A 23,203-nucleotide genomic window follows, 5' to 3' on the forward strand; every position below is an offset into this window, starting at 1 on the left:
AGGGGGACGACACCCTCGGTGCGGGGCGGCCCTTCCTCGGTGTCCCTCGCTTTGGGGCACGCCGGTTTCAAGGACTGTGGGCGGCGCATGGCGCTGTGAATAACTGTCTCTGGAGAATTTCATGGATAACCAACAAGCGATTTCGCAGCGGCCCCGGCTGCGCATTGCCGTCGATATCGGCGGCACCTTCACCGACATGGCGGCGTTCGACGAGGCCAGCGGCCGGCTGCTGTTCGGCAAGGCCCTGTCCACGCATGGCGAGCTGGTCAACGGCATCCAGGCCACGATAGACAGCGCGGGCATCGACTGGCGCGACGGCCATCTGTTCCTGCACGGCTCCACCATTGCCATCAACACGCTGCTGGAGCGCAACGGCGCCCACACCGCGCTGCTGATCACCGAGGGCTTTCGCGACATCTACGAGATCGGCCGCGTGAACCGGCCCGATGCCTACAACCTGTTCTTCAACAAGCACCAGCCGCTGGTGCGGCGCTCTCTGCGCCATGAGGTGTCCGAGCGCCTGCGCGCCGACGGCAGCCTGCACAAGCCGCTGGACGAGGCGGCCGTGCGCGAGCTGGCCCGCGAGCTGGCAGGGCAGGGCGTGGAGGCCGTGGCCGTGCTGCTGCTGCACTCCTACCGCAATCCGGCGCACGAGCAGCGCGTCAAGCAGATCCTGCAGGAAGAGATGCCGGGCGCCTTCGTCTGCGCCTCGCACGAGCTGTCGCAGGAGTACCGCGAGTTCGAGCGCGTGTCCACCGCCGTGGCCAATGCCTATGTGGGGCCGCGCGTGTCGCAGTACCTGGGCCAGCTGGAGAGCCACCTGGGCGGCAAGGGCTTCGAGGGCGATTTCTACATCGTGCAGTCCACGGGCGGCCTGTTCCCGGTCGAGCATGCCAAGGTGGGCTGCGTTCGCATGCTCGAATCGGGTCCGGCGGCCGGCGTGATCGGCGCCCAGGCCATCTGTGCGCAACTGGGCATGGGCGATGCCATCGCCTTCGACATGGGCGGCACCACGGCCAAGGCCGGCGTGATCAGCGAAGGCCGGCCGCTGACCACGGGCTCGGCGCTGATCGGCGGCTACGAGCAGGCCCTGCCGATACAGATCCCGATGATGGACATCCACGAAGTGGGCACGGGCGGCGGCTCCATCGCCCGCGTGGAGACGGGCAACGCGCTGCGCGTGGGCCCGCAGAGCGCCGGCTCCATCCCCGGCCCCGTGGCCTATGGCCGTGGCGGGCTGGAGCCCACGGTGACCGACGCCAACCTGGTGCTGGGCCGGCTGGACGCGGAGCATTTCCTGGGCGGCGAGCTGCAGCTGGACATGGACGCCTGCCAGCGCCAGATGGCCGAGCGCGTGGCGACCCCGCTGGGCCTGGAGCCCACCGAGGCGGCCGACGGCATCCTGCGCATCGCCGTGACGCAGATGTCGCATGCCGTCAAGGCCGTGACCACCGAGCGCGGCCTGGATGCGGGCAGCTTCACCATGGTCGTCTACGGCGGCGCGGGTCCGTTGCACGCCTCGGCCATTGCGCGCGAGATCGGCATCCGCAAGGTGCTGATTCCCTATGCGCCCGGCTATTTCTCGGCCTACGGAATGCTGTTCTCCGACCTGCGCTACGACTATGTGCGCTCGGTGTTCCGCAAGCTGGGCGAGGTGTCCTTCGAGGAGATCGAGGCCGCCTACCAGAGCATGGAGGACGAGGGCCGCGCCGCGCTGGCGCAGTCCGGCATCGCGCCGGACGGCATCGTGATCGAGCGCGCCGCCGACATGCGCTACGTGGGCCAGGAGCATGCGGTGACCGTGGACCTTCCCATGGCCTTCTTCGAGGGACGGGACCGCTCGGCCATCAAGCGCCAGTTCGACGAACTGCACAAGGTGCGCTACGGCACCTCGGCCCCGCAGGAGCCGGCCGACCTCGTGAGCCTGCGCGTCACCGTGCTGGGCACGATGAAAAAGCCGCCCCGGCACAGCGTGGAGCGCGGCAGTGCCGAGCCCAGCCGTGCCTCCGTGCGCACGGTCAAGCTCGTCTATTTCCGCTCCAGCGGCTGGGTGGACACGCCGGTGCATCTGCGCGAGCGCCTGCTGGCGGGCAACGAGATCGCGGGGCCCGCGCTGATCGAGGAACACGCATCCACCACCGTCGTGCAGCCCGGCGACCGGCTGCGCGTGGACGAACTGGGCAATCTGCAAATCGACATCGGGAGCGACCGCACATGAACCACCCCACTGACTCCAGGCCCGTCGATCCGGTCACCGTCGAGATCATCCGCAACGGCCTGTACGCCGTCACGGAGGAGATGAAGACCAACCTGACGCGCACGGCCTACAACCTCATCATCTACGAGGCGCTGGACTTCACGGTCGGCCTGTTCACGCGCGAGGGTGACACGGTGTCCATCGGCCTGGGCCTGCCCATGTTCATCCGCGGCATGTCGGAGACGGTCAAGGCCAAGATCCGCCACTTCGGCTACGAGAACATCCTGCCGGGCGACATCCTGGTCACCAACGATGCCTACACCACCGGCAGCCACCTGAACCATTTCACGTTCACCATGCCGGTGTTCCATGAGGGCCGGCTCGAAGGCTTCACCTGCTGCATGGCCCACTGGCTGGACGTGGGCGGCACGCTGGGCAACGTCACCACGGACATCTTCAGCGAAGGGATACAGATCCCCATCATGAAGTACCAGCGCCAGGGCGAGGTCAACCAGGACCTGATCGACATCATCGCGATGAACGTGCGCCTGGCCGAGCGGGCCCTGGGCGATCTGCGCGCGCAGATCACGGCCATCACCACGGGCGAGCGCCGCTATGTGGAACTGCTGCAGCGCTATGGCGTGGATGCGGTCAACGGCGCCATCGCGCAGATCATGGATTCCAGCGAGGCCGTGGCGCGCAAGAACACGCTGTCGATTCCCGATGGCGTGTACGAGGCCGAGTCCTTCATGGACGACGACGGGCTGGACATCGGCAAGCGCATTCCCATCCGCGTCAAGGTCACGGTGCAGGGCGACGAGATGACGGTGGACCTGTCGGATGTCTCCAAGCAGGTGCGCGGCTTCTACAACTCCGGCTTCACCACGGGCATCGCCTGCGCGCAGGTGGCCTACAAATGCCTCACCACGCCGACCGACTACCCGGTCAACGACGGCAGCTTCCGGCCGCTCAAGGTGATCATGCCCATGGGCACGGTGATCAGCGCCGAGAGGCCCTATCCCATGCGCGTGTGGATGACCTTCCCCATGACGGTGATCGACACCATCTTCAAGGCCCTGGCGCCGGCGATTCCCGACCGCTCCATCGCGGGCCACCATGCGGACCTGGTGTTTCCCAACATCCATGGCATCTCGCCCGAGGACGGGCGGTTGTTCATCGTCGGCATCGGCCCGCTGGGCGGCGGCTGGGGCGCCAAGAGCCGCGAGGACGGCGTGTCCGTCACCGTCTGCATCAATGACGGCGACACCCACAACAGCCCCACCGAGCAGCTCGAGGCCAAGTACCCGGTGCTGGTGGAGAAGTACGAGATCCGCCAGGACTCGGCCGGCGCGGGCCAGTACCGGGGCGGCCTGGGCGCGGAGATGGTGGTGCAGGCGCTGTCGCCCTTCACTGTCACCACGCGCATCGACCGCGTGCACTGCAAGCCCTGGGGCCTGGAGGGCGGCGGCGACGCCATGGGCAACGGCCTGGCCGTGCGCCACAAGGGCGAGTGGAAGACCGACCATGCCAACGCCAAGATCTTCAACGTGCGCCTGGAGCGCGGCGATGCCTACCGCATGCTGTCGGGCGGCGGCGGGGGCTTTGGCGACCCGCTGGCGCGCGAACTGGACAAGGTGGCCGAGGACGTGCGCGAAGGCTATGTGAGCGCCCAGGTGGCCCGCGAGGTCTACCGCGTGGCGCTGGACAGTCAGGGGCAGGTGGACCACGAGGGCACGCAGGCGCTGCGCAGCGGCAGGTCTCCGTCCGCCGCAACGGCAACCTCGGCCGTTGCCTGGGACGGGCAGTGAGCACGGCCATGGCCTCCGACCACGCCCTGCAGGCCGGCCGGCTCTGGGACCTGTGGTGCGCCCTGGCGCTGCGCCATGTCGCCCTGGGCGGTGCCTGCGCCTGCGGGGCGGGCGGCATCAGCCTGCGGCTGGAGGACTTCGAGCTGGACATCGTGGACTACCTGCAGGACGGAGGCGAGCGCTGCGAGCAGCCCGAGGTGGCGGCCTGGTTCCGTGCCCGGCCCGCACCCGGGCAGGGCGCGCAGCCGCTGCGCGGCCTGCTCGATGCGCTGGGCTCGGACGAGGTGCCGCAGGCCGTGGCGCAGTGGGCGCTGGCGCGGCTGGAGCGCACGCTGCGCTCGTTCGCAGAGGTGCATGGTGGGGCACAGGGCGGGGTGGCGTCATGAGCGGGCATTTCTCCAGCCTGCTGGCCCTGCCCGAAGCGGCGGGCCAGCGCATTCCGGTCACCGTGCTCACGGGCTTTCTGGGCAGCGGCAAGACCACGCTGCTCAACCGGCTGCTGGCGCTGCCGGACCTGCACGGGACGGCCGTCATCGTCAACGAGTTCGGTGCGGTCGGCATCGACCAGGACCTGACCAGCCTGGCCTGCGAGGACACGGTGCTGCTGGCCAATGGCTGCCTGTGCTGCAGCGTGCGCGGCGATCTGGTGGAGGCGCTGGAGCGCTTGGCCCTGCGCGAACAGGGCGCGCCGCGCCGCGTGCTGATCGAAACCAGCGGTCTGGCGGACCCGGGGCCGATACTGCGCTCCTTCCTGGGCGAGCCCGCCGTGCGCGCGCGCTATGCGCTGGCCGGCGTGGCCTGCACGGTCGATGCCGTGCTGGGCAGCGCCACGCTGGCAGGCTATCCCGAAGCGGTGCGGCAGCTGGCTGTGGCCGACCTGGTGCTGCTGACCAAGACAGACTTGCTGGGCGGCGCACAGCCCGCTGCGCAACTGCTGGCCCAGGTGCAGGCCATCAACGGCGAGGCGCCGCAAGGCATGGACCCCGGCCACCATGTGGCGCTGCTGCAGCGGCTGATGTCGGAAGGCGCGACGGGGCAGCAGGACGCCGCAGCGGGCATGCTCCAGACGCCCGGCTACCGGGCCATGGCTCCGGTGACAGCTCCGGTGACAGCGCCGGCAGGCGCGCACCGCGACGGCATCTCGTCCTTTGTGCTGCAGCGCGACGAGCCCCTGCCCGCGCAGGCGTTCGGCGAATGGATGGACTGGGTCACGGCCATGCGCGGCGATGACCTGCTGCGCGTCAAAGGCATCGTGCACCTGCAGGAGCACCCGGACCAGCCCCTGGTCATCCATGGCGTGCAGCACCTGTTCGCCCCGCCGCAGACGCTGCCCCGCTGGCCGGGTGCCGACCGGCGCACGCGCATCGTCTTCATCACGCGGGGGCTGGATGCCCAGGCCCTGGACGACACGCTGAGCGTGCTGGTGCGCAGGCACAGGCGGCGCGCGCCGAATCAGGACCCGGGCTGAGCCACACAACGGCCGGCCCATTTTCAAAAGAAACAGGAGACAAAGCATGAAAACTCTGACACGGCTGAAGGGGCCGGTGCTGGGCGCCTTACTGGGTGCGCTGGCTGCCTTGCCCATCGCCTGCATGGCCTCGTCCAGTGCGCCCGCCGCCTTTCCCGAGCCGGGCAAGATGGTCAAGGTCATCGTCCCCTTCGTGGCGGGCGGCGGCGTGGACAGCGCCGCGCGCCTGTTCGCCGAGCAGTTGCGCAAGCAGCTGGGCACGACGGTCATCGTCGAGAACCGTGTGGGCGGCAGCGGCGTGGTGGGCGGCCGTGCGGTGCTGGCGGCTGCCCCCGATGGCTACACCCTGCTGTTCTCGGCCGCCACGCATGTGCTGGCCAAGCAGGTATTGGCCCATCCGCCCTATGACCCGCAGACCGACTTTGTCCCCGTGGCGCGCGTGGGCGAGGCGCCGCTGATGCTGGTGATCTCGCCGCAGCTGCCCCACAGCAAGCTGGGCGAGGTGCTGGCCGCAGGCGCCAAGAGCACGTGGACGGCGGCCATTCCCGCCGTGGGCGCACCCAGCCACCTGGCCACGCTGCTGCTGGCCCAGCAGGGCCGCATGCGCCTCGAGTACGTGCCCTACAAGGGCACGCAGCCCGCGCTGGTGGATGTGGGCGGCGGCCATGTGGACCTGCTGCTCGACTCCATGGTCTCCGTGCTGCCGCTGGCCAAGGCCGGCAAGGTGCGGCCGATTGCCATCACCTCCGGCAAGCGCAGCCCGCTGGCGCCCGAGGTGCCCACCATGCAGGAAAGCGGCCTGCCGCGGTTTGCCTACACCTCCTGGTACGGACTGTGGGCGCCCAAGGACACGCCTGCCGACCGGGTGCAGCGGCTGAACCAGGCCTCCAACGCGGCGGTGGCCGAGCTGGCCAGGTCCGGCGCCTTCGCGAGCCTGGGCATCGACACGGTTTCGGAGAGCACCGAGCAGTTCAAGCGCTTCATCGCCGCCGATGTGGCGCAGAGCGCCGCGCTGCTCAAGGGCGCGGGCTTCAAGCCCGAGTAGCCGGGCAGACACCGGCACACGCCCGAGAAAAACAAAGAGCAAAGAGCAAAGCAAAGCAAAAAATCACAAGGAGACAACATGCAGGTATTCATACGCCATGCCCTGGCCGCCTCGCTGGGGCTGGCCGCCGCGCATGCGGGCGCGCAGTCCTCGGTATCGATCTCGGGCACCGTCGATGTGAGCGTCAGGCAGGTGCGCAACCAGGGCCTGGGAACGGTCACCTCGCAGGCCAGCGGCGCCAACTCCACCAGCAAGCTGGTATTGCGGGGGCAGGAGGACCTGGGCGACGGCCTGAGCGCGGGCTTCTACCTGGACGGCAGCCTGCTGGCCGACACCGGCGCCATGGGCGCCAGCGGCCCGTTCTGGGACCGACGCTCCACGGTCAGCCTGGCCTCGCGCCAATGGGGCGAGCTGCGGCTGGGGCGGGACTGGGTGCCCACGCACCTGGTGTGGAGCGGCTTCGATCCGTTTGCCACGCTGGGCATCGGCAGCGCCAATGGCTTTCGCTCGTTCACGGCTTCCCGCGCGCTGGGCCAGGCCTTCGGCACGGCGCCGGAGTCGCAGGCGGCCAATCCCACGCTGCGCGTGAGCAATGCGGTGGAGTATTTCCTGCCGGCCGGCCTGGGCGGGCTGCAGGGCGTGTCCGGCAGCCTGATCGCCACCTTGGGCGAGAAGGGCGCCACGGCGGCAGGCCAGACGCGCGGCAACGGCTTTCGGCTGGGCTGGGCGGGCGCGGGCTGGAACGTGGCGGGCGCGCAGTTCACCACGCGCAACACCCTGAGCGGCATCCATTTCAAGGACCAGAGCTACGGTGTCTCCTACGACTTCGGCTGGCTCAAGGCCAGCCTGGCCCAGCGCCGCTGGGTCCATGGCGTGGACCGCACGGTCAACACCCTGGTGGGCATGAGCGTTCCCGTGGGCAGCGGCGTGGTCAAGCTCAGCTACGTCAAGGCCGACCAGAAGGGCGCAACGGCGGCGCAAAGCGCCAGCGATGCCGACCTGTGGGCGCTGGGCTATGTGCACTCGCTGTCGCGGCGCACGGCGCTGTACGCGCATGCGGCCCGCATGTCCAACCGCAATGGGGCGGCCTTCGCCATTGCCGGGGGTGCAGCCGTCAGCGGCAATCCGGCCGCGGCCAATTACTTTGGCGGGCGCGCTTCCACGGCCTTCGAGCTGGGCCTCCGGCACGACTTCTGACGGGCGGCGTGGGCGGCGTGCGCGCTGGTTCGTGGTCATTGCTGCACCCCATGCAGCAGTGAACTGCACGCCGGCCTATTGCTGCCCTCAATCGCTTCTTCTACGCTGCACCCATTTCACGGAGCAGCGAGATGAACCCATTGATCAAGGTCCGCATGGACGCCGCAGGCACCCCCGACGCCATGCGCCTGGAGCCGGTCGAGGTGCAGGCGCCCGGCCCCGGCCAGGTCTGGCTGGAGCAGACGGCCATCGGCGTGAACCCGCTGGACGTGAGCCAGCGCAAGGGCGCTGTCGCCATCGCCTTTCCCTCGGGCCTGGGGCTGGAGGGCGCGGGGCGGGTGGCCGCCGTGGGCGAGGGCGTGACGAATGTGGCCGTGGGCGAGCGCGTGGGCTACGCCACGGGGCCGCTGGGCGCCTATGCCAGCGCCCGCCTGTATCCGGCCGAGCGCCTGGTGAAGCTGCCCGATGCGCTGCCTGACGACGCGGCGGCGGCCGTGCTGTTCAAGGGCATCACGGCGCAGTACCTGCTCAAGACCACCCATGCCGTGGGCCCCGGCAGCCGCATCGTGATCTATGGCGCCGCCGGTGCGCTGGGCCAGTTGATGTGCGCCTGGGCCAGGCACCTGGGCGCCCTGGTGATCGGCGTGGTGTCCAAGGCAGCCAGCGTGGAGCGCGCGCGGGCGGCCGGCTGCGATGAGGTCTTCGTGTTCGATGCGGCCACGCTGCCGGGCCAGGTGCTGCAGGCCACCGGGGGCCTGAAGGCCGACGTGGTCTACGACCCCATCGGCCGCACGACGCTGGGCGCCTCGCTGGACTGCCTGCGCCCGCGCGGCCTGCTGGTGTCCTTCGGCGCGACCTCCGGCCTGCCCGATCCCATCTCGGTGGCCACGCTCAATGCCAAGGGCTCGCTGTTCCTCACGCGCCCCTCGCTGGCCGCGCACACGGCCACGGCGGCCGAGTACCAGGAGCGCGCACGGGACGTGCTGGCCGCCGTGGCGGCCGGCATCATCGTGCCCGGCGTCTGGCGCCGGTATGCGCTGGCGGAGGTGGCGCAGGCGCATGGCGATCTGGAGCAGGGACGCTCCCAAGGTGCGATCATCCTGACCCCATGAACCTTCTGGACAGCCAGCACGCCGATGAACTGGCGGCCCTGGTGGCGCTGCATGAACAAGGCTCCTTCGCTGCGGCGGGGCGGGCCTTGCTGCGCCATCCGTCCGTGCTGTCCAAACGCCTGAACGCGCTGGAGACCCGTCTGGGCGTGCGGCTGGTGGAGCGCAGCACACGCCATCTGCACCTGACCGACGAGGGCCTGCGCCTGGTGGACAAGGTGCGCCAGGCGGCCGGCCTGATTGCCGATGCCCAGAAGGAGGCCGCCCAGGGCGCCTCGCAGGCCCGGGGCCGGCTGCGGCTGTCGCTGCCGGCAGCGATGGGGCGGCGCTGGCTCAGCCCGCTGCTGGCGGAGTTTGCGCTGGCGCATCCGCAGATCGTGCTGGAGGTGGAGTATGCGGACCGCTTCGTGGACATCGTGGGCGAGCGCTTCGACGCGGCGGTGCGCATAGGCCGGCTGGCGGACAGCCGGCTGGTGGCGCTGCGGCTGGGCGGGCACCAGCGCATCCTGGGCGCCGCTCCCGCCTACCTGCAGGCCCACGGCACGCCGGTGCACCCCGAGGACCTGGCGGCGCACCGCTGCCTGGGCTTCACGGGGCTGCAATCGTTTCCGCAATGGGAGCTGGTGCACGGTGGCGCATCGGGCGATGTACCGCAAGGCCAGGCCCGGCACACCGTGCTGGTGCGCGGCCCCATGGTCAGCAATGACAGCGAGGCACTGCTCACGGCCGCCGTCATGGGCGTGGGCATTCTGGCCGGCGGCGACTGGCTGATGAGCGAGCACATGGCCGCAGGCCGGCTGGTGCGGGTGCTGCCGCAATGGCGCCTGGATGGCGCCTCGGGCATCTACTTCGTGCGGCCCTCGGCGGCGTTCAGCAGCGCGGCCATGACGGCGCTGCGCGACTGCCTGGTGCGGTGGTTTGCCACGCGCAGCCCCTGGCGCACGGGGCATGACACACTGGCGCCGCCCCCGCCCTTTTCCGCAACCGCTCCATGACCCAAAGACCCTCGCCGCCCGCCATGGCGGCCGCCTTGCTTCCCTGGCTGTTCGTGCTGCTGTGGAGCACGGGCTTCATCGGCGCCAAGTTCGGCCTGCCCTATGTGGAGCCGCTGACCTTTCTGACGCTGCGCTATGCCATCGTCCTGGTGCTGATGGCGGCGGTAGCCCTGGTGCTGCGCGCGCCCTGGCCGCGGTCGGCACGGCAGTGGCTGCACATTGGCGTGTCAGGGCTGTTCGTGCATGGCGTGTACCTGGCCGGCGTGTTCACGGCCATCGCCCACGGCCTGCCTTCGGGCGTGACGGCCCTGGTGGTGGGGCTGCAGCCGCTGATCACGGCCCTGGTGGCCGGCACCTTGCTGGGCGAGTCCGTGCGGCCCCGGCAGTGGGCCGGGCTGGCGCTGGGCTTCACGGGCGTGGCCCTGGTGGTGGCGGGCAAGATCGCCTCGGTGCCGGTCCATGCCCTGCTGGCCATGCTGGTGCCGGCCGTGGTGGCGCTGGCCGGCATCACGGCCGGCACGCTGTACCAGAAGCGGTTCTGTCCATCGTTTGATCTGCGCACGGGCTCGGTCATCCAGTACCTGCCCTGCCTGGTGGCGACGGGGGCGCTGGCCCTGGCCACGGAAACCATGCAGGTGCGCTGGAGCGGCGAGTTCCTGTTCGCGCTGGGCTGGCTGGTGCTGGTGCTGTCCGTGGGCGCGGTCAGCCTGCTCAACCTGCTGATACGCCGCGGCGGCGCCGTGCACGTGGCCAGCCTGTTCTACCTGACGCCGCCGGCCACGGCCCTGATCGCCTGGGCCATGTTCGGCGAGACGCTGGGCGGCCTGGCGCTGGCGGGCATGGCCTTGACGGCAGCCGGCGTATGGCTGGCGCGCCAGGGGCGCTAGCTTGCCCCGCAAGCCGCGGGCAGGGCATGCGCAAAGGCGGGATACTGCGGCACTGTCAGCCCACGAATACCGGATTTCCGCACCATGCCCATCAATGAACTGCGCGCCATCGCCACCTTTGCCAAGGCGGTCGAGCTGGGCAGCCTGCGCCAGGCGGCGCTGTCCCAGGGCGTGAGCCCGCAGGCCGCCAGCCAGGCGGTGGCCCATCTGGAGCAGCACCTGGGCGTGCGCCTGCTGCACCGGACCACGCGCAGCCTGGCGCTGACCGAGGAGGGCCAGCGTTTCCTGCAGGACACCCAGCCGGCGCTGGCCGCGCTGGACCGCGCACTGAACCTGGCGCGCGACAGCCGCGAGGGCATTGCGGGGCCGTTGCGCATCGTGGGCCCCAAGTCCTGCTTTGCGCCCGTGCTGATGCCGCTGCTCGATGAGTTCTGCCGCCTGCACCCGGGCATCGTCCCCGATGTGCGGCTGGACGACGGCATAGGCAACTGGGTGCTGGACCGGGTCGATGCGGGGTTTCGCATCGGCGCCTCGCCCGATGAAAGCGTGATCGGGCGGCGGCTGTTTCCCGTGCAGCTCATCGTCTGCGCGGCGCCGCAGTACCTGCAGCGCCATGGCGTGCCCCGGTCGCTGGACGAGCTGGCCGCGCACCGCTGCAGCATGTTCCGCCATGCGGCCACGGACACGGTGATGCCCTGGTACCTGCCGGTCGATGGCGAGCTCACGCACCGCTACCTGCAGCCGGCCCTGTCCACCAACGATGCCGAGCTGGAGCTGCATGCCGTGCTGGCCGGCCAGGTGCTGGGCCAGCTGTCCAACATCTGCGCGGCCGCGCACATCCGCGCGGGGCGCCTGGTGCCCGTGCTGCTGGAGCATGTCAGCGAGCACATCGGCCTGCATGTCTACTACGGCAGCCGCGACGCGCTGCCCCGGCGCGTGCGTGCCTTCATCGACCTGGCCGTGCAGCGGCTGCAGGACTGCCCGGACTATCTGCTGACCATGGAAGAACTGGAAAGGGCGGCGGCCGCAGGTGCCGCCGCCCTTTCCGGGGGCTGACCGGGATCAGGTCCGGCCGTTCAGGCCAGATCGATCACGCCAGATCGAACGGCAGCTTGCGCACGGGCTTGCCCGTGAGCTGCGCCACGGCGTTGGCGAAGGCCGGTGCCAGCGGCGGCAGGCCGGGCTCGCCCATGCCCGTCGGCGGCTCGGCGCTGGGCACGACGTGGACGGCGATCTCGGGCATGTCGGTGATGCGCGGCACGGCGAAGTCGCCGAAGTTGCTCTGCTCCACCACACCGTCCTTGAGCGTGATCGCCGCGCCGGGCAGGCACATGGACAGGCCCATCAGCGCCGCGCCCTGCACCTGCGCCTCGATGGTGCGCGGGTTCACGGCCAGGTTGCAGTGCACGCCGGCCGTGGCCTTGTGCAGCACCGGGCGGCCGTCCTTGACCGAGGCCTCCACCACATAGGCCACCACCGTGTCGAAGGACTCGTGCACGGCCACGCCCCAGGCACGGCCCGCGCGCAGCTGGCGCTTGCCGTAGCCGCTCCTGTCCACGGCCAGCTGCAGGGCCAGGCGATGGCGCGGGTGCTTGTCGCCGAACATCTGCATGCGGTAGGCCACGGGGTCCTGGCGGCTGCTGCGCGCGATCTCGTCGATCAGCGTTTCCATGACGAAGGCCGTGTGGGTCGATCCCACGCTGCGCCACCACAGCACGGGCACGTTGACCTTGGGGTGGTGCACGGTCAGGCGCATGGGCAGCGGATAGGGCTCGCGCATGCCCTCCACGGCCGTGGCGTCGATGCCGTTCTTGATCATGCCGCCCTCGAACATGGTGCCCGCCGTGATGGACTGGCCCACGATGGCGTGGTCCCAGGCCAGCACCTTGCCGCGTTCGTCGAAGCCGATCCTGGCGCGGTGCAGGTGCATGGGGCGGTAGTAGCCGCCCTTGATGTCGTCCTCGCGGCTCCAGACCATGCGCACGGGGGCGTTCAGGCCGGCGCGGCGCGCGGCCAGCGCCACCTGGCAGGCCTCGACCACATAGTCGCTGGTGCCCACGCCCCGGCGGCCAAAGCCGCCGCCGGCCATCTGCACGTGCACGCGCACCTGTTCGGGCTTGAGGCCCAGCACACGCGCGGCGGCCATGCCGTCCACGCCCGCGAACTGCGTGCCCAGGTAGAGGTCGGCACCCGCCTCGCCGGTCTCGCCCATCTGCACCGTGCAGTTGAGCGGCTCCATGGGCGCATGGGCCAGGTAGGGGAAGCTGAACTCGGCCTCGATATGGCGCGGCGCCTTGTCCAGCGCCGAGATGTCGGCGTCGAAGTGGCGCGCGCCGGGCTGCGCGGCCAGCTCGCGGTACTGGGCCAGCTGGCGTTCGCTGTCCACCTTCTCCACGGCGTCGGTGTTCCATTGCGCCTTGAGCGCCTCGCGGCCCTTGCGCGCTGGCCAGTAGCCGGTGGCGATCACGGCCACGCCTTCGCCGCCACCGTCCACGGGCACGCGCAGCACGGCCTTGACGCCGGGCACGGCACGCGCCGCAGCGTCGTCCAGCGAGGCCAGCTGCGCCTTGAACACGGGCGGGTGTGCAATCACCGCCGTCAGCTGGCCCGGCAGGTGCATGTCGATGCCGAAGCTCTGCTGGCCGCTGCTCTTGGCCCGGGCGTCGATGCGGCCCGTGGGCTTGCCGATCAGCCGGAAGTCCTTGGGATTCTTCAGCACGACGGTGGCCGGCACGGGCTGGGCCATGGCGGCCTGGGCCAGCTCGCCATACGACAGCTTCTTGCCATTGGGGCCGAGCACGAAGCCCTCGCGCGTGCGCAGCGTGGCTGCGTCCACCTTCCACTGCGCGGCGGCGGCGGCCACCAGCATGGCGCGCGCACGGGCGCCCAGCTCGCGGTACTGGGTGTAGCTGTGCTTGAGGGCGGTGGAGCCGCCCGTCATCTGGATGCCGTAGCGCGGATCGGCATAGGCCGCATCGTTGCCGCCCAGGCGTGCGCGGACCTTGCTCCAGTCGGCGTCCAGCTCCTCGGCCAGCACCAGGGGCAGGGCGGTGTGCACGCCCTGGCCGAACTCCAGGCGGTTGATGGCCACGGTGACTTCGCCGCTGGGCGAGATCTCCACGAAGGAGGCGGGCTGCTCGGTGGGCTTGAGGCCGGCGGCCTCGCCCTTGCCCGGCGCCTGCGCCATGGCGGGAAACACGCCCAGGGCCAGCGAACCGGCACCGGCGATCTTGAGGAAGCTGCGGCGGGGGATCTGTGCAAGGGTGGGCGCGTCGGCGATGGCAGCGGTGGCCTCGTCACGGTCCAGGATGTGCTGCAGGGCGCGCGGCAGTTCGGCGGGGTTGAAGGTGGTCAGCATGCGGCGTTCTCCGTTCAGCCCAGGGTGCGCGCGGCATCGGCCACGGCCGCGCGGATGCGTGCATAGGTTCCACAGCGGCAGATGTTGCCGGCCATGGCCGCGTCTATCTCCTCGCCGCTGGGCTTCTTGCCCTTGGGCAGCGACTTGAGGAAGGCCGTGGCGCTCATGATCTGCCCGCTCTGGCAGTAGCCGCACTGGGCCACGTCGTGGCGCACCCAGGCATCGCGCACGGCGGTGCCCACGCGGTCGGAGCCCGAGGTCATGGCCTCGATGGTGGTGATCTTCTGGCCCGCGGCCGCCGAGATCGGCGTCACGCAGGAACGTATGGCCTGGCCATTCATGTGCACCGTGCAGGCGCCGCACAGCGCCGCGCCGCAGCCGAACTTGGTGCCGGTCATCTCCAGCGTGTCGCGCAGGGCCCACAGAATGGGCGTCTCGGGGTCCAGGTCCATGGAAACGGTCTTGCCGTTGATGGTGAGATCGGTCATCGCAGTCTCTCCTTGTTGTGGGTCAGTCAGGCAGGGGTGGGGTCCCCGCAGTAGTGTCGTGCGCAGCGGCGGCCCATGGAAGCCGGGCGCCGTCGAGGCGCGAATATAGAAAGAGGCCTTGCTTGCAACTAGTCCTGATTTGATTGATGCATTGGCAAGTGCAAGTTGCGAATGGGGCGGAGCGGTTGAGTCTCTGGAGTGTTTGGTACTGACGATGTATATACTTTGTTGGTATCTTCACAGGAGTCAATCATGCCCAAGGAAGCCGTTTTCACCATGAAACTGGAAGCCGAGCTGCGCGAAGACTTCATGGCCGAAGCCGCAGGCGAGGACCGGCCCGCATCCCAGGTCATGCGGGAGTTGATGCGCGGCTACATTGAGCAGCGCCGCAAGGCCCGTGAATATGACGGCTATCTTCAGCGCAAGGTCGAGGAGGGACGTGCCTCCATGCGCGCTGGACTTGGCCGCTCGAATGAGGAAGTCGAGGCCGAGTTCGCTGCCCGGCGCCGTCAGGTTGCGGCAGACCGTGCGTGAAAGTCATCTGGACGCCGCAGGCGCAGCAGGATCGCGCCGATATCTGGGACTACATCGCAGCTGACAATCCTCGCGCAGCCTTGCGCATGGACCTGCTTTTCAGCGACGCAGCGGCCCGGTTGGCCGCGTATCCCAAGATGGGCAAAGCGGGCAGGATTGCCGGCACGCGCGAGCTGATCCCCCATGAAAGCTATCGCCTTGTCTATGAGATCGATGGCACGACGGTCTGGGTGCTGGCCCTGGTGCACACCGCGCGCCAGTGGCCGCCAGCGCGGTGACGATAACTGCATGCCAGGCCGGGATGGCCCTGATCAATGCACAACTCAATGCACAAACCCACCCTTGATGAACCGCACGGGCTCGGCGTCCATGCGTGCAATCAGTGCGCCCAGGCCGTCGGCCACGGCGCCAGCGCCGGAGGTGGTCTTGGCCGCCGTGTCCGTGCGGCAGACCAGGTCGTCCTCCGACCAGCCCTGTGCGCCCGGACGCGATAGCGCGCGCAGCCAGCCGCTGCGGTCGCCCAGCCATTGCATGCCCTGCAGCTGCTCCGAGCCGCTGAGCAGCGCCATGGCCTGCCAGGCGCGCGGGTCGTTGACGGTGCAGTCCAGGGCGCTGGCGGCGCGGTTGCCGCCATCGGGTGACAGCTGCAGGCTGACCAGGCGCGGGTCTTCCTGCACCGGGCCGCTGCCTGCCACCACCCTCAGCCGCTGCTGGCGGCTTTGCCAGGTGCTCAGGCGGCGTGCGGGCTGGCCTGCGCACTGCACGGCCATGTCGGGAAGTCCCACGGGATAGGGCCAGTTGCCGGCGATCTGCAGCATCTGGCCTGCGGCGCGGGCCTTCATGAAGTCGATCAGGGCCCATGCGTCGTCGCTGGACAGCCGGTCGGCCTGGCCGTGTGCCCGTGCGCCGTCGCCAGACTCCACGGGGCGGCGGTCATGAAGAATGGCCCAGAGCAATTCCCCATCGGCGCGGCGCCACAGCAGCGGGCTGGTGAAGTTGGGGGGCCAGACCGGCTGGCTGGCGGCCAGCGGGCCGTGGCCCCGGCCATCGGCGCCGTGGCAGGCCGTGCAGTGCTGGGCATAGGCGGCGCCGCCGCGCGCAATGCTCTCCACGCTGAAGCCCGTGGGCGAGGCATGGAAGCTGGTGGCATGCGCGGGCACCAGGATCAGGTCGGCACGCGGCCAGGGGGCCAGCAGCAGGGCGAGCGCGGCCAGCGCGGTCAGCACCAGGGCCGGCAGGCGGATGCGGCGCAGAACCAGGACCAGCACCAGGGCCAGCAACAGCAAAACGATGGCGGTGGCCACGGCCGCCAGCGACCACAGCAGGCCCCGGGCCTGGCCCAGGTCGATCAGCAGGTTTTCGCCGGACAGGCGCAGGGCCCAGGGCCAGGCGGGCTGCCCATCCACCGTGCCGGCCAGGCCCAGGCCGTGCAGCAGCTGCAGCAGGCCGACCTGGGCCTGCTGCATGGCGCCGATCAAGGGGTTGAGCCAGTCGGGGGAGTCGCTGCGTTGCATCGGAGGCGGGCGCTACCAGGTCTGGTCCAGGCCCAGGTGGCGCAGGGCCTCGTGGCGCAGCTCGGACAGGCGGGCGTGGCCGCGCTGGCGCGGGTAGGGCAGGTCCACATCGATCTCGGCCACGATGCGGGCGGGCCGCTGGCTGAAGACCAGCACGCGGTGGGCCAGGAAGAGGGCCTCTTCCACATCGTGCGTGACCAGCAGCACGGAAAAGCCTGCGCGCTGCCAGATCTTGAGGATCTCGCTTTGCATGGCCAGCCGCGTCAGCGAGTCGAGCTTGCCCAGCGGCTCGTCCAGGATCAGCAGGCGCGGGTCGTTGACCAGGGCGCGCGCCAGGGCAGCGCGCTGTGCCATGCCGCCCGACAGCTGGTGGGGATGGCTGTCCGCAAAATCCTCCAGTCCCACCAGGCGCAGGGCCTCGTCGATGCGGTGGGCCTGGCTGTCCAGCAGGCCGCGTGCCTGCAGGCCCAGGGCCACGTTGCCGCGCACCGTGCGCCAGGGAAACAGCGTGGGGTCCTGGAAGACGACGATGCGCGAGGGATCGGGCTCGGTGATGGCCGTGCCGTCCTGCGCCACGGCGCCGGCCGTGGGCGCGTCCAGTCCGGCCACCAGGCGCAGCAGCGTGGACTTGCCGCAGCCGCTGGGGCCCAGCAGGGCCACGAACTCGCCGGGCCGCACCTGCAGGCTGACCTCGTCGAGCACCTGCAGCGCGCCCTGCCCCTGGCCGAACCAGTGGCTGACGGCCTGCACATCGATGGCCGCGCCGGCTAGGGCCGCCCCGGCTAGGGCCGCCCCGGCGATGGCGGGCGTGGCTGCGGCGTTGGCGGCGTGTTCTGCGGCAATCACCATTTGACGGTTCCCTTCTGCCACGACAGCGTGCGGTCGCGCACGGTGAACAGCAGCGTGATCAGGCCCGAGCACAGCACGGCCATGACCAGCAGCGCCGTGTACATGTTGGCGTAGGCTGCCCAGCCCTGGGCCCACTGCAGATACCAGCCCAGGCCGGCCTTCACGCCCATCATCTCGGCCGTGATCAGCACCGAGAACGAGGCGCCCAGCCCCATGAACAGGCCCACGAAGACCTGTGGCAGGGCGGCCGGGATGGCCACGCGCAGCACCAGGAACCAGGGCGATGCGCCCAGCGTGCGCGCCACGTCATAGTAGCTCTTGCTGACCGATGCCACGCCCGACCAGGTCAGCACGGCCACCGGAAAGAACGTGGCCAGCGCCACCAGGAACACGGCTGCCGAGTAGCTGGACGGCGCGAAGAAAAAGGCCAGCGGCAGCAGGGCCGAGGCGGGCACCGGCCCCAGGAAGCGCAGCAGCGGATGCACCCAGTAGCCCGCGATGCGCGACCAGCCTATCCACACGCCCGTGAGAAACCCGATCACCGCGCCGAACACGATGCCGTTGAGCAGCAGCCGCAGCGAATACAGCGTGGACAGGCCCAGGCGCTGCCAGTCCTCATGAACCACGTCGATCAGGCTTTGCGGTGGCGCGAAGAACGGCGGCGGCAACGCGCCGAGCTTGGCCGTCAGCGTCTCCCACAGCGCCAGCAGCAGCGGCGCCGCCACCAGCCAGGCACCGGCCGGGCGCAGCCAGCGGTCGATGCGCCGTGCTGCCCGTACGGGTCGCACAGGCAGCACGGCCGATGCCAGCAGCAAAAGGGCCACGGCCAGGGCGGCAATGCCGAACTCCTGCGTGAATGCCCATTCGCTGAAGCCGATCTCCTTGTTGGGCCACAGCAGGGTCAGCATGCCCAAGCCGGCCCAGGCGGCGGCGGCCAGCAGGCCGGTGCGCCAGGGGCCTGCCTTGCGCGAGTCCTGCACCTGTTCCCGTTCCAGGCCGGGTGCGGCATCCGTGGCGCCCAGGCGCCAGCGTGGTCTTGCGGTGCTCATGCGAGGACGTCCAGCGTGATGTGGCTGGCAAAGCGGCCAGGGTCGGTCTGCTTCTTGAGCACGCCGGCCGTGCGGAAGTCGGCCGCAAAGGCCTGGACCTCGTCGCGCAGCGGCTTGCCGTGCGGATGGTGCTTGAAGGTCAGCTCGGCCAGCAGGCGCTGCAGGTCCTCGACAGGCACCTTGGGCGAATACTTGGCAAAGATCTTCGCCGTTTCATTGGGGTTCTCGGCGATGTAGTCCGAGGCCTGGGTCAGCGCGCGCACCACGCTGGCCGCTGCGGGCTTGTTGGCCCGGGCGAACTTTGCGCCTGCGCCGATCACGCAGCAAATGCTTTCGGCGTACTCGTTCTTGGCGCTGTTGCCCAGTTCGAGGAAGGTGCCGGGGTTGCGCTTTTCGATCAGGTAGAGATTCGGGTCGCCGTCGGCAATGGCCTGGATCTCGCCCTTCTTGGCGGCCACATCCAGCAGGTCGGCCGGGTAGACGCGCCATTCGATGTCCTTGTCCACATCCAGGCCGCGCTTGGCCAGGTGGATGGAATAGAACTGCTTGGCCGGGCTGTTGAGATCGGCCACGCCGATGGTCTTGCCCTTGAGCGTGCTGGGGTCCAGCGTGACGCCGGCCGACTTCAGGCCGACCAGGCGCAGGCAGCCGCCGTGCACGCTGCCGATGAGCTTGACATCCAGCCCCGCCTCCAGCGGCTTGATCCAGCGGTGGATCAGGCCCGCGCCCGCATCGGCCTTACCCGTGGCCAGCGCCTCCAGCAACTGGTCGGCCGAGCCGCCCCAGTTCAGCAGTTCCACGTCCAGGCCGTTGCGCTCGAAAAAGCCGCGCTCCAGCGCCACGGGAATGGGCGAATGGCAGAAGCTGGCCTGGCTCCAGGCAAAGGTGATCTTCTGGCGCGGCTGCGCCCCGGCGCGGCCGCTGAACCAGGCGGCCGATCCCAGCGCGCCGGCTGCGGCGCCGGCGCGGATCAGGGTGCGGCGCGAGAGCGAGGGCTCGGTCGCCTCGGGAGCATCGAGCGCCCCGAAAGCACCGCAATCTGCGCCATGGGCGCAGCGGCTGCCCTGGGTCCTGTCGATCTCGGTCTGGGTCTTGCGGGTCATGGAACTCCCTCCAAAGCAGTTTCGGGACTGCCGATGCTGTCCGCTGAGTGCCGTGTTGCCAACGACGCAAAACGCGCATCCATATGTGCGTGACAACTAGGAAGGGCGTGGCCCGGCGACATGCGCAAACCGAATAAGCGAACGCGTTTTTCTTCGTAGTGCGCAGGGCGCGGGCTTCGAATAATGGGCTGCATCGACCACTCATACGGAGTCCATGCATGACCTCAGCGACCGGCACCGAGTCCGCCCCGCACGACGCAGCCAGCGATGCGCTGTGGCAGCAGGACACCCAGGCCCTGCACGCCGGCTACCGGGGGCGCGAGCAGCAGCGCAGCGCGGCCGTGCCCATCTACCAGAGCACCTCCTTCGTGTTCGACAGCGCCCAGCACGGCGCCAACCTTTTCGGCCTGGTGGAGGAGGGCGATGTGTACTCGCGCACGGCCAACCCCACGCTGGCGGTGCTGGAGCAGCGCATTGCGGCTCTCGAAGGCGGCGTGGCCGCGCTGGCCCTGGCCTCGGGCATGGCCGCCATCGACGTGGCGCTGGCTACGCTGGCCAGTGCGGGCGACCATGTGGTCGTGGCCTCGCAGCTGTATGGCGGCACGCACAACTTCATCGCCCATGTGCTGGCCTCGCGCGGCGTGCAGAGCACGGCCGTGGCCAAGGATGATTTCCAGGCGTTGCGCCGGGCGATAGGGCCGCGCACCAAGGCCGTGTTCGTGGAGTCCGTGGGCAATCCATCGGGCGGCATTGCCGACCTGCGCCAGCTGGCCGACATCAGCCATGCGGCGGGCGTGGCGCTGGTGGTGGACAACACCGTGGCTTCGCCGCTGCTGCTGCGGCCCTTCGACTGGGGCGCCGACATCGTCGTGCATTCGGCCACCAAGGCCATCGGCGGACACGGCAATGTGCTGGGCGGCCTGATCGTGGACAGCGGCCGCTTCGACTGGCTGGCGCACGCGGGGCGCTACCCGCAGTTCAGCGCCCCCGAGCCGGCCTACCAGGGCTTTGTCTTCACCGAGAAATTTCCCGACCGCGCCTTCATCGCGCGGGCCCGTGCCGTGCTGCTGCGCAACTGCGGCGCGGCGCTGGCGCCGCACAGCGCCTTCCTGCTGCTGCAGGGCCTGGAGACACTGGGCCTGCGCCAGGAGCGCGCCAGCCGCAACACGCTGGCCGTGATCGATTTCCTGCAGCGCCATCCGCTGGTGGAGCGCATACACCACGCCAGCCAGAGCGGCCACGCCGACCACGCGCTGGCCCTGCGCCAGCTGCGCGGCGGGCATGTGCCGGCGCTGCTGGGCTTCGAGCTGCGCGGCGGCCGGCCGGCGGCGCGCGCCTTCTATGACGCGCTGCGCCTGTTCCTGCGCCTGGTCAATATCGGCGACAGCAAGTCGCTGGCCGCCATTCCTGCCGAGACCACGCACAGCCTGCTCAGCGACGAGGAACTGGCGCGCGTGGGCATTGCGCCCGGGCTGGTGCGCCTGTCCATCGGCATAGAGCACCCGCAGGACCTGCTGGCCGACCTGGCGCAGGCGCTGGAGCAGGCGCAGGGCCATGCGGTGTTGGCGGCCGAACGCGAACAAGACCGCGAGCAAGACCGCGATCAGCGCCTGGCAGCCTGAGCGTCCCTTCCTTCCCCCTTCCCTGGCAGCACAGCATGAGCACCTTGACAGCATCCACTCTCGACGCACCCGCCGCCACAGCGGCAACCCCGGCCCTGCCCGTCATCGATCTGCAGGCCCTGCGTGACCCGGCCACGCAGGCCCAGGCGCTGCGCCAGCTGGCGCGCACGGCGCGCGACACCGGTTTCTTCTACCTGGAAGGGCACGGCATAGGCCGGGACGCATGGCAGGGCATACAGCGGCGCGCGCGCGAATTCTTTGCGCAGCCGCTGGCGGACAAGCAGGCGCTGGCCATTGCCAACACGCGGCACTTCCGGGGCTATACAGCCGTGGGCATGGAGATCACGCGCCAGCGGCCCGACCAGCGCGAGCAGATCGACCTGGGCGAGGAATCGCCCGAGATTCCCGCAGGCCCCGGCGTGCCGGACTGGAAGGGGCTGCAAGGCCCCAACCAGTGGCCGCAGGCCCTGCCCGGGTTCCGCGAGGAGGTGCTGGCCTGGCAGGCGGCAGCGCATGGCGTGGCGCTGGAGCTGCTGCGCCACTTCGTGGCCGCGCTGCAGCTGCCCGAGGGCGCGCTGGACGCCCTGGTCAGCGGCCTGCCTGCGCATCGCATCAAGATCATCCACTACCCGGGCAGCGAGCTGGGCGCAGCAGGCCAGGGCGTGGGCGCGCACAAGGACGGAGGCCTGCTGACCCTGCTGCTGCAGGACGAGGTGGGCGGGCTGCAGGTGGAGACGCCGGCCGGCTGGGTCGATGTGCCGCCGCGCGACGGGGCCTTCGTCATCAACATCGGCGAGATGCTGGAGCTGGCCACCAACGGCTATCTGCGCGCCAACGTGCATCGCGTGCTGGTGCCGCGCGCGGGCGTGCAGCGCTACTCCATCGCCTACTTCCTGGCACCGCGCCTGGACCTGGGCCAGGTGCCGCTGCTGACCCTGCCGCCCGAGCTGGCCGTGCTGGCCACGAGGCCGCAGAGCGACCCGGACAACCCGCTGTTCAGCCATGTGGGCGAGAACGCGCTCAAGGGCCGCGTGCGCTCCCACCTGGATGTGGCCCAGCGCTTCTATCCCGAGCATTTCGCCCGCCTGCAGGCCCAGGCCCGCGCGGCCGGCCGTGAGCTGCACCCTGGTGCCTATTGATTCTTGAAAGGACTGTGCGATGGACAAGCGAGTATTTCTGCGGGGACTGGCGGCGGGGGCCTCGGTGGCGGCGATGTCAGGCGCCATCCGGGCCGCGCAGGCCGGCCCGCTGCGCGTGGGCGTGCGCGGCGGCGTGGACGAGGAAATCTGGGAGGTGGTGACCCGCGTGGCACGCGAGCAGGGGCTGCAGGTCAAGCCCGTGGTCATCAGCGGCGCGGCCAGCCCCAACGAGGCGCTGAACAACGGCGACATCGAGGCCAACTCCTTCCAGCATGTGCCGTTCCTGCGCGACCAGAACCAGCAGCGCGGCTACCGGCTGGTGGCGGCCGGCGACACCTACATCTCGCCCATCGCCTTCTATTCGAAAAAGCACAAACGCCTGGCCGACCTGCCCGCTGGCGCACGCCTGGGCATTCCCAACGATCCCAGCAACCAGACGCGTGCGCTGGTGGTGCTGCAGGACCAGGGCATCCTGAAGCTGCGCGAGGGCTTCGACCCCTTCAAGGGCACGGCGGGCCTGGCCGACATTGCCAGCTACCAGAAGAAGGTGCAGCTGGTGGAGGCGGCCTCGGTGGTGCTGGCGCGCTCGCTGGACGATCTCGATGCCTCGGCCATCGTCAACAGCTTTGCCTACCAGGCCGGGCTGATCGCCACGCGCGATGGCATTGCCGTCGAAAGGCGCGAGCGCAATCCCTACGTGAACATCATTGCCGTGCACGAGCGCGACCGCGCTGCACCCTGGGTCGCGGCCCTGCTGCGCGCCTACCAGTCCGAGCCCGTGCGCCAGTTCATCGTGAGCAGGTACCAGGGCTCGGTGCTGCCGGCCTTCTGAGGCGTGTAA

General features: G+C 69.9%; 21 protein-coding genes. 15 read left to right on the forward strand and 6 right to left on the reverse strand.

Features of this window, described 5'->3' with window-relative positions; genetic code table 11:
- Positions 1-121: 121 nt before the first annotated feature.
- The 10 genes from U6958_RS06895 (at position 122) to U6958_RS06940 (ending at position 11,762) form a co-directional block, all read left to right on the forward strand.
- Positions 122-2,218 (forward strand): hydantoinase/oxoprolinase family protein, encoded by a 2,097-nt coding sequence (locus U6958_RS06895; protein WP_074921512.1) that lies wholly within the window; start codon positions 122-124, stop codon positions 2,216-2,218.
- Positions 2,215-4,005 carry a hydantoinase B/oxoprolinase family protein gene (locus U6958_RS06900; protein ID WP_043790064.1) on the forward strand — a complete coding sequence of 597 codons (1,791 nt, stop codon included), beginning with the start codon at positions 2,215-2,217 and terminating at the stop codon, positions 4,003-4,005. Before U6958_RS06895 ends, U6958_RS06900 begins: the two co-directional genes overlap by 4 nt.
- Positions 4,006-4,013: 8 nt before the next feature.
- On the forward strand, positions 4,014-4,391 hold the full coding sequence (locus tag U6958_RS06905) for a hypothetical protein (protein ID WP_074921559.1): 378 nt from the start codon (positions 4,014-4,016) through the stop codon (positions 4,389-4,391).
- The gene (locus tag U6958_RS06910) at positions 4,388-5,473 is read left to right on the forward strand and encodes a GTP-binding protein (protein WP_074921511.1); all 1,086 of its coding nucleotides are present in this window, start codon (positions 4,388-4,390) and stop codon (positions 5,471-5,473) included. Before U6958_RS06905 ends, U6958_RS06910 begins: the two co-directional genes overlap by 4 nt.
- Positions 5,474-5,519: 46 nt before the next feature.
- Positions 5,520-6,518 carry a tripartite tricarboxylate transporter substrate binding protein gene (locus U6958_RS06915; RefSeq protein ID WP_074921510.1) on the forward strand — a complete coding sequence of 333 codons (999 nt, stop codon included), beginning with the start codon at positions 5,520-5,522 and terminating at the stop codon, positions 6,516-6,518.
- Positions 6,519-6,596: 78 nt separating this feature from the next.
- Entirely contained in the window at positions 6,597-7,715 is a 1,119-nt protein-coding gene (locus U6958_RS06920) for a porin (protein WP_074921509.1), read from the forward strand.
- Positions 7,716-7,846: 131 nt separating this feature from the next.
- A complete protein-coding gene (locus tag U6958_RS06925) occupies positions 7,847-8,827 on the forward strand; it encodes a quinone oxidoreductase (RefSeq protein ID WP_013800704.1) in 981 nt (326 codons plus the stop codon).
- Complete coding sequence (locus U6958_RS06930; protein WP_074921508.1) at positions 8,824-9,819, forward strand: LysR family transcriptional regulator; 996 nt, start codon at positions 8,824-8,826, stop codon at positions 9,817-9,819. The genes U6958_RS06925 and U6958_RS06930 overlap by 4 nt, the downstream gene beginning before the upstream one ends.
- Positions 9,816-10,706 carry a DMT family transporter gene (locus tag U6958_RS06935; RefSeq protein ID WP_016445490.1) on the forward strand — a complete coding sequence of 297 codons (891 nt, stop codon included), beginning with the start codon at positions 9,816-9,818 and terminating at the stop codon, positions 10,704-10,706. Before U6958_RS06930 ends, U6958_RS06935 begins: the two co-directional genes overlap by 4 nt.
- Positions 10,707-10,790: 84 nt before the next feature.
- Positions 10,791-11,762, forward strand: a complete 972-nt coding sequence (locus U6958_RS06940) for a LysR family transcriptional regulator (protein ID WP_016445491.1) — start codon at positions 10,791-10,793, stop codon at positions 11,760-11,762.
- Positions 11,763-11,796: 34 nt separating this feature from the next.
- Here U6958_RS06940 and U6958_RS06945 read toward each other — a convergent pair whose 3' ends face one another.
- Together U6958_RS06945 and U6958_RS06950 are read right to left on the reverse strand one after the other, a co-directional pair.
- The gene (locus U6958_RS06945; protein WP_074921507.1) at positions 11,797-14,064 is read right to left on the reverse strand and encodes a xanthine dehydrogenase family protein molybdopterin-binding subunit; all 2,268 of its coding nucleotides are present in this window, start codon (positions 14,062-14,064) and stop codon (positions 11,797-11,799) included.
- A gap of 14 nt (positions 14,065-14,078) precedes the next feature.
- The gene (locus tag U6958_RS06950) at positions 14,079-14,552 is read right to left on the reverse strand and encodes a (2Fe-2S)-binding protein (RefSeq protein WP_016450919.1); all 474 of its coding nucleotides are present in this window, start codon (positions 14,550-14,552) and stop codon (positions 14,079-14,081) included.
- A 252-nt stretch (positions 14,553-14,804) separates the two neighbouring features.
- On the opposite strand from U6958_RS06950, the gene U6958_RS06955 reads away from it, so the two are divergent.
- Entirely contained in the window at positions 14,805-15,086 is a 282-nt protein-coding gene (locus U6958_RS06955; RefSeq protein WP_016445493.1) for a hypothetical protein, read from the forward strand.
- A complete protein-coding gene (locus U6958_RS06960; RefSeq protein WP_074921506.1) occupies positions 15,083-15,364 on the forward strand; it encodes a type II toxin-antitoxin system mRNA interferase toxin, RelE/StbE family in 282 nt (93 codons plus the stop codon). Before U6958_RS06955 ends, U6958_RS06960 begins: the two co-directional genes overlap by 4 nt.
- A 45-nt stretch (positions 15,365-15,409) precedes the next feature.
- On the opposite strand, the gene U6958_RS06965 is transcribed toward U6958_RS06960, so the two are convergent.
- From U6958_RS06965 to U6958_RS06980, 4 genes are read right to left on the reverse strand one after another with little or no spacing between them, the layout of a single operon-like run.
- Positions 15,410-16,600: a cytochrome c gene (locus U6958_RS06965; protein WP_074921505.1), complete on the reverse strand. Its 1,191-nt coding sequence runs from the start codon at positions 16,598-16,600 to the stop codon at positions 15,410-15,412.
- 12 nt (positions 16,601-16,612) lie between these two features.
- Positions 16,613-17,449 carry an ABC transporter ATP-binding protein gene (locus U6958_RS06970; RefSeq protein WP_012207417.1) on the reverse strand — a complete coding sequence of 279 codons (837 nt, stop codon included), beginning with the start codon at positions 17,447-17,449 and terminating at the stop codon, positions 16,613-16,615.
- Positions 17,443-18,498 (reverse strand): ABC transporter permease, encoded by a 1,056-nt coding sequence (locus tag U6958_RS06975; protein ID WP_074921504.1) that lies wholly within the window; start codon positions 18,496-18,498, stop codon positions 17,443-17,445. The genes U6958_RS06970 and U6958_RS06975 overlap by 7 nt, the downstream gene beginning before the upstream one ends.
- A complete protein-coding gene (locus tag U6958_RS06980) occupies positions 18,495-19,601 on the reverse strand; it encodes an ABC transporter substrate-binding protein (RefSeq protein WP_074921503.1) in 1,107 nt (368 codons plus the stop codon). The genes U6958_RS06975 and U6958_RS06980 overlap by 4 nt, the downstream gene beginning before the upstream one ends.
- A 218-nt stretch (positions 19,602-19,819) precedes the next feature.
- Between U6958_RS06980 and U6958_RS06985 the strand changes: the two genes are divergently transcribed.
- Genes U6958_RS06985 through U6958_RS06995 form a run of 3 tightly spaced genes read left to right on the forward strand, consistent with a single transcriptional unit; the run spans position 19,820 to position 23,194 of the window.
- A complete protein-coding gene (locus tag U6958_RS06985; RefSeq protein ID WP_074921502.1) occupies positions 19,820-21,223 on the forward strand; it encodes an O-acetylhomoserine aminocarboxypropyltransferase/cysteine synthase family protein in 1,404 nt (467 codons plus the stop codon).
- Between the two features lie 35 nt (positions 21,224-21,258).
- On the forward strand, positions 21,259-22,362 hold the full coding sequence (locus U6958_RS06990; RefSeq protein ID WP_074921501.1) for an isopenicillin N synthase family oxygenase: 1,104 nt from the start codon (positions 21,259-21,261) through the stop codon (positions 22,360-22,362).
- Between the two features lie 19 nt (positions 22,363-22,381).
- Positions 22,382-23,194 carry a MetQ/NlpA family ABC transporter substrate-binding protein gene (locus tag U6958_RS06995; RefSeq protein WP_012207412.1) on the forward strand — a complete coding sequence of 271 codons (813 nt, stop codon included), beginning with the start codon at positions 22,382-22,384 and terminating at the stop codon, positions 23,192-23,194.
- The last annotated feature ends 9 nt before the right edge of the window (positions 23,195-23,203 follow it).

This window comes from Delftia lacustris (assembly GCF_040267515.1).
GTDB lineage: Bacteria > Pseudomonadota > Gammaproteobacteria > Burkholderiales > Burkholderiaceae_C > Comamonas > Comamonas tsuruhatensis.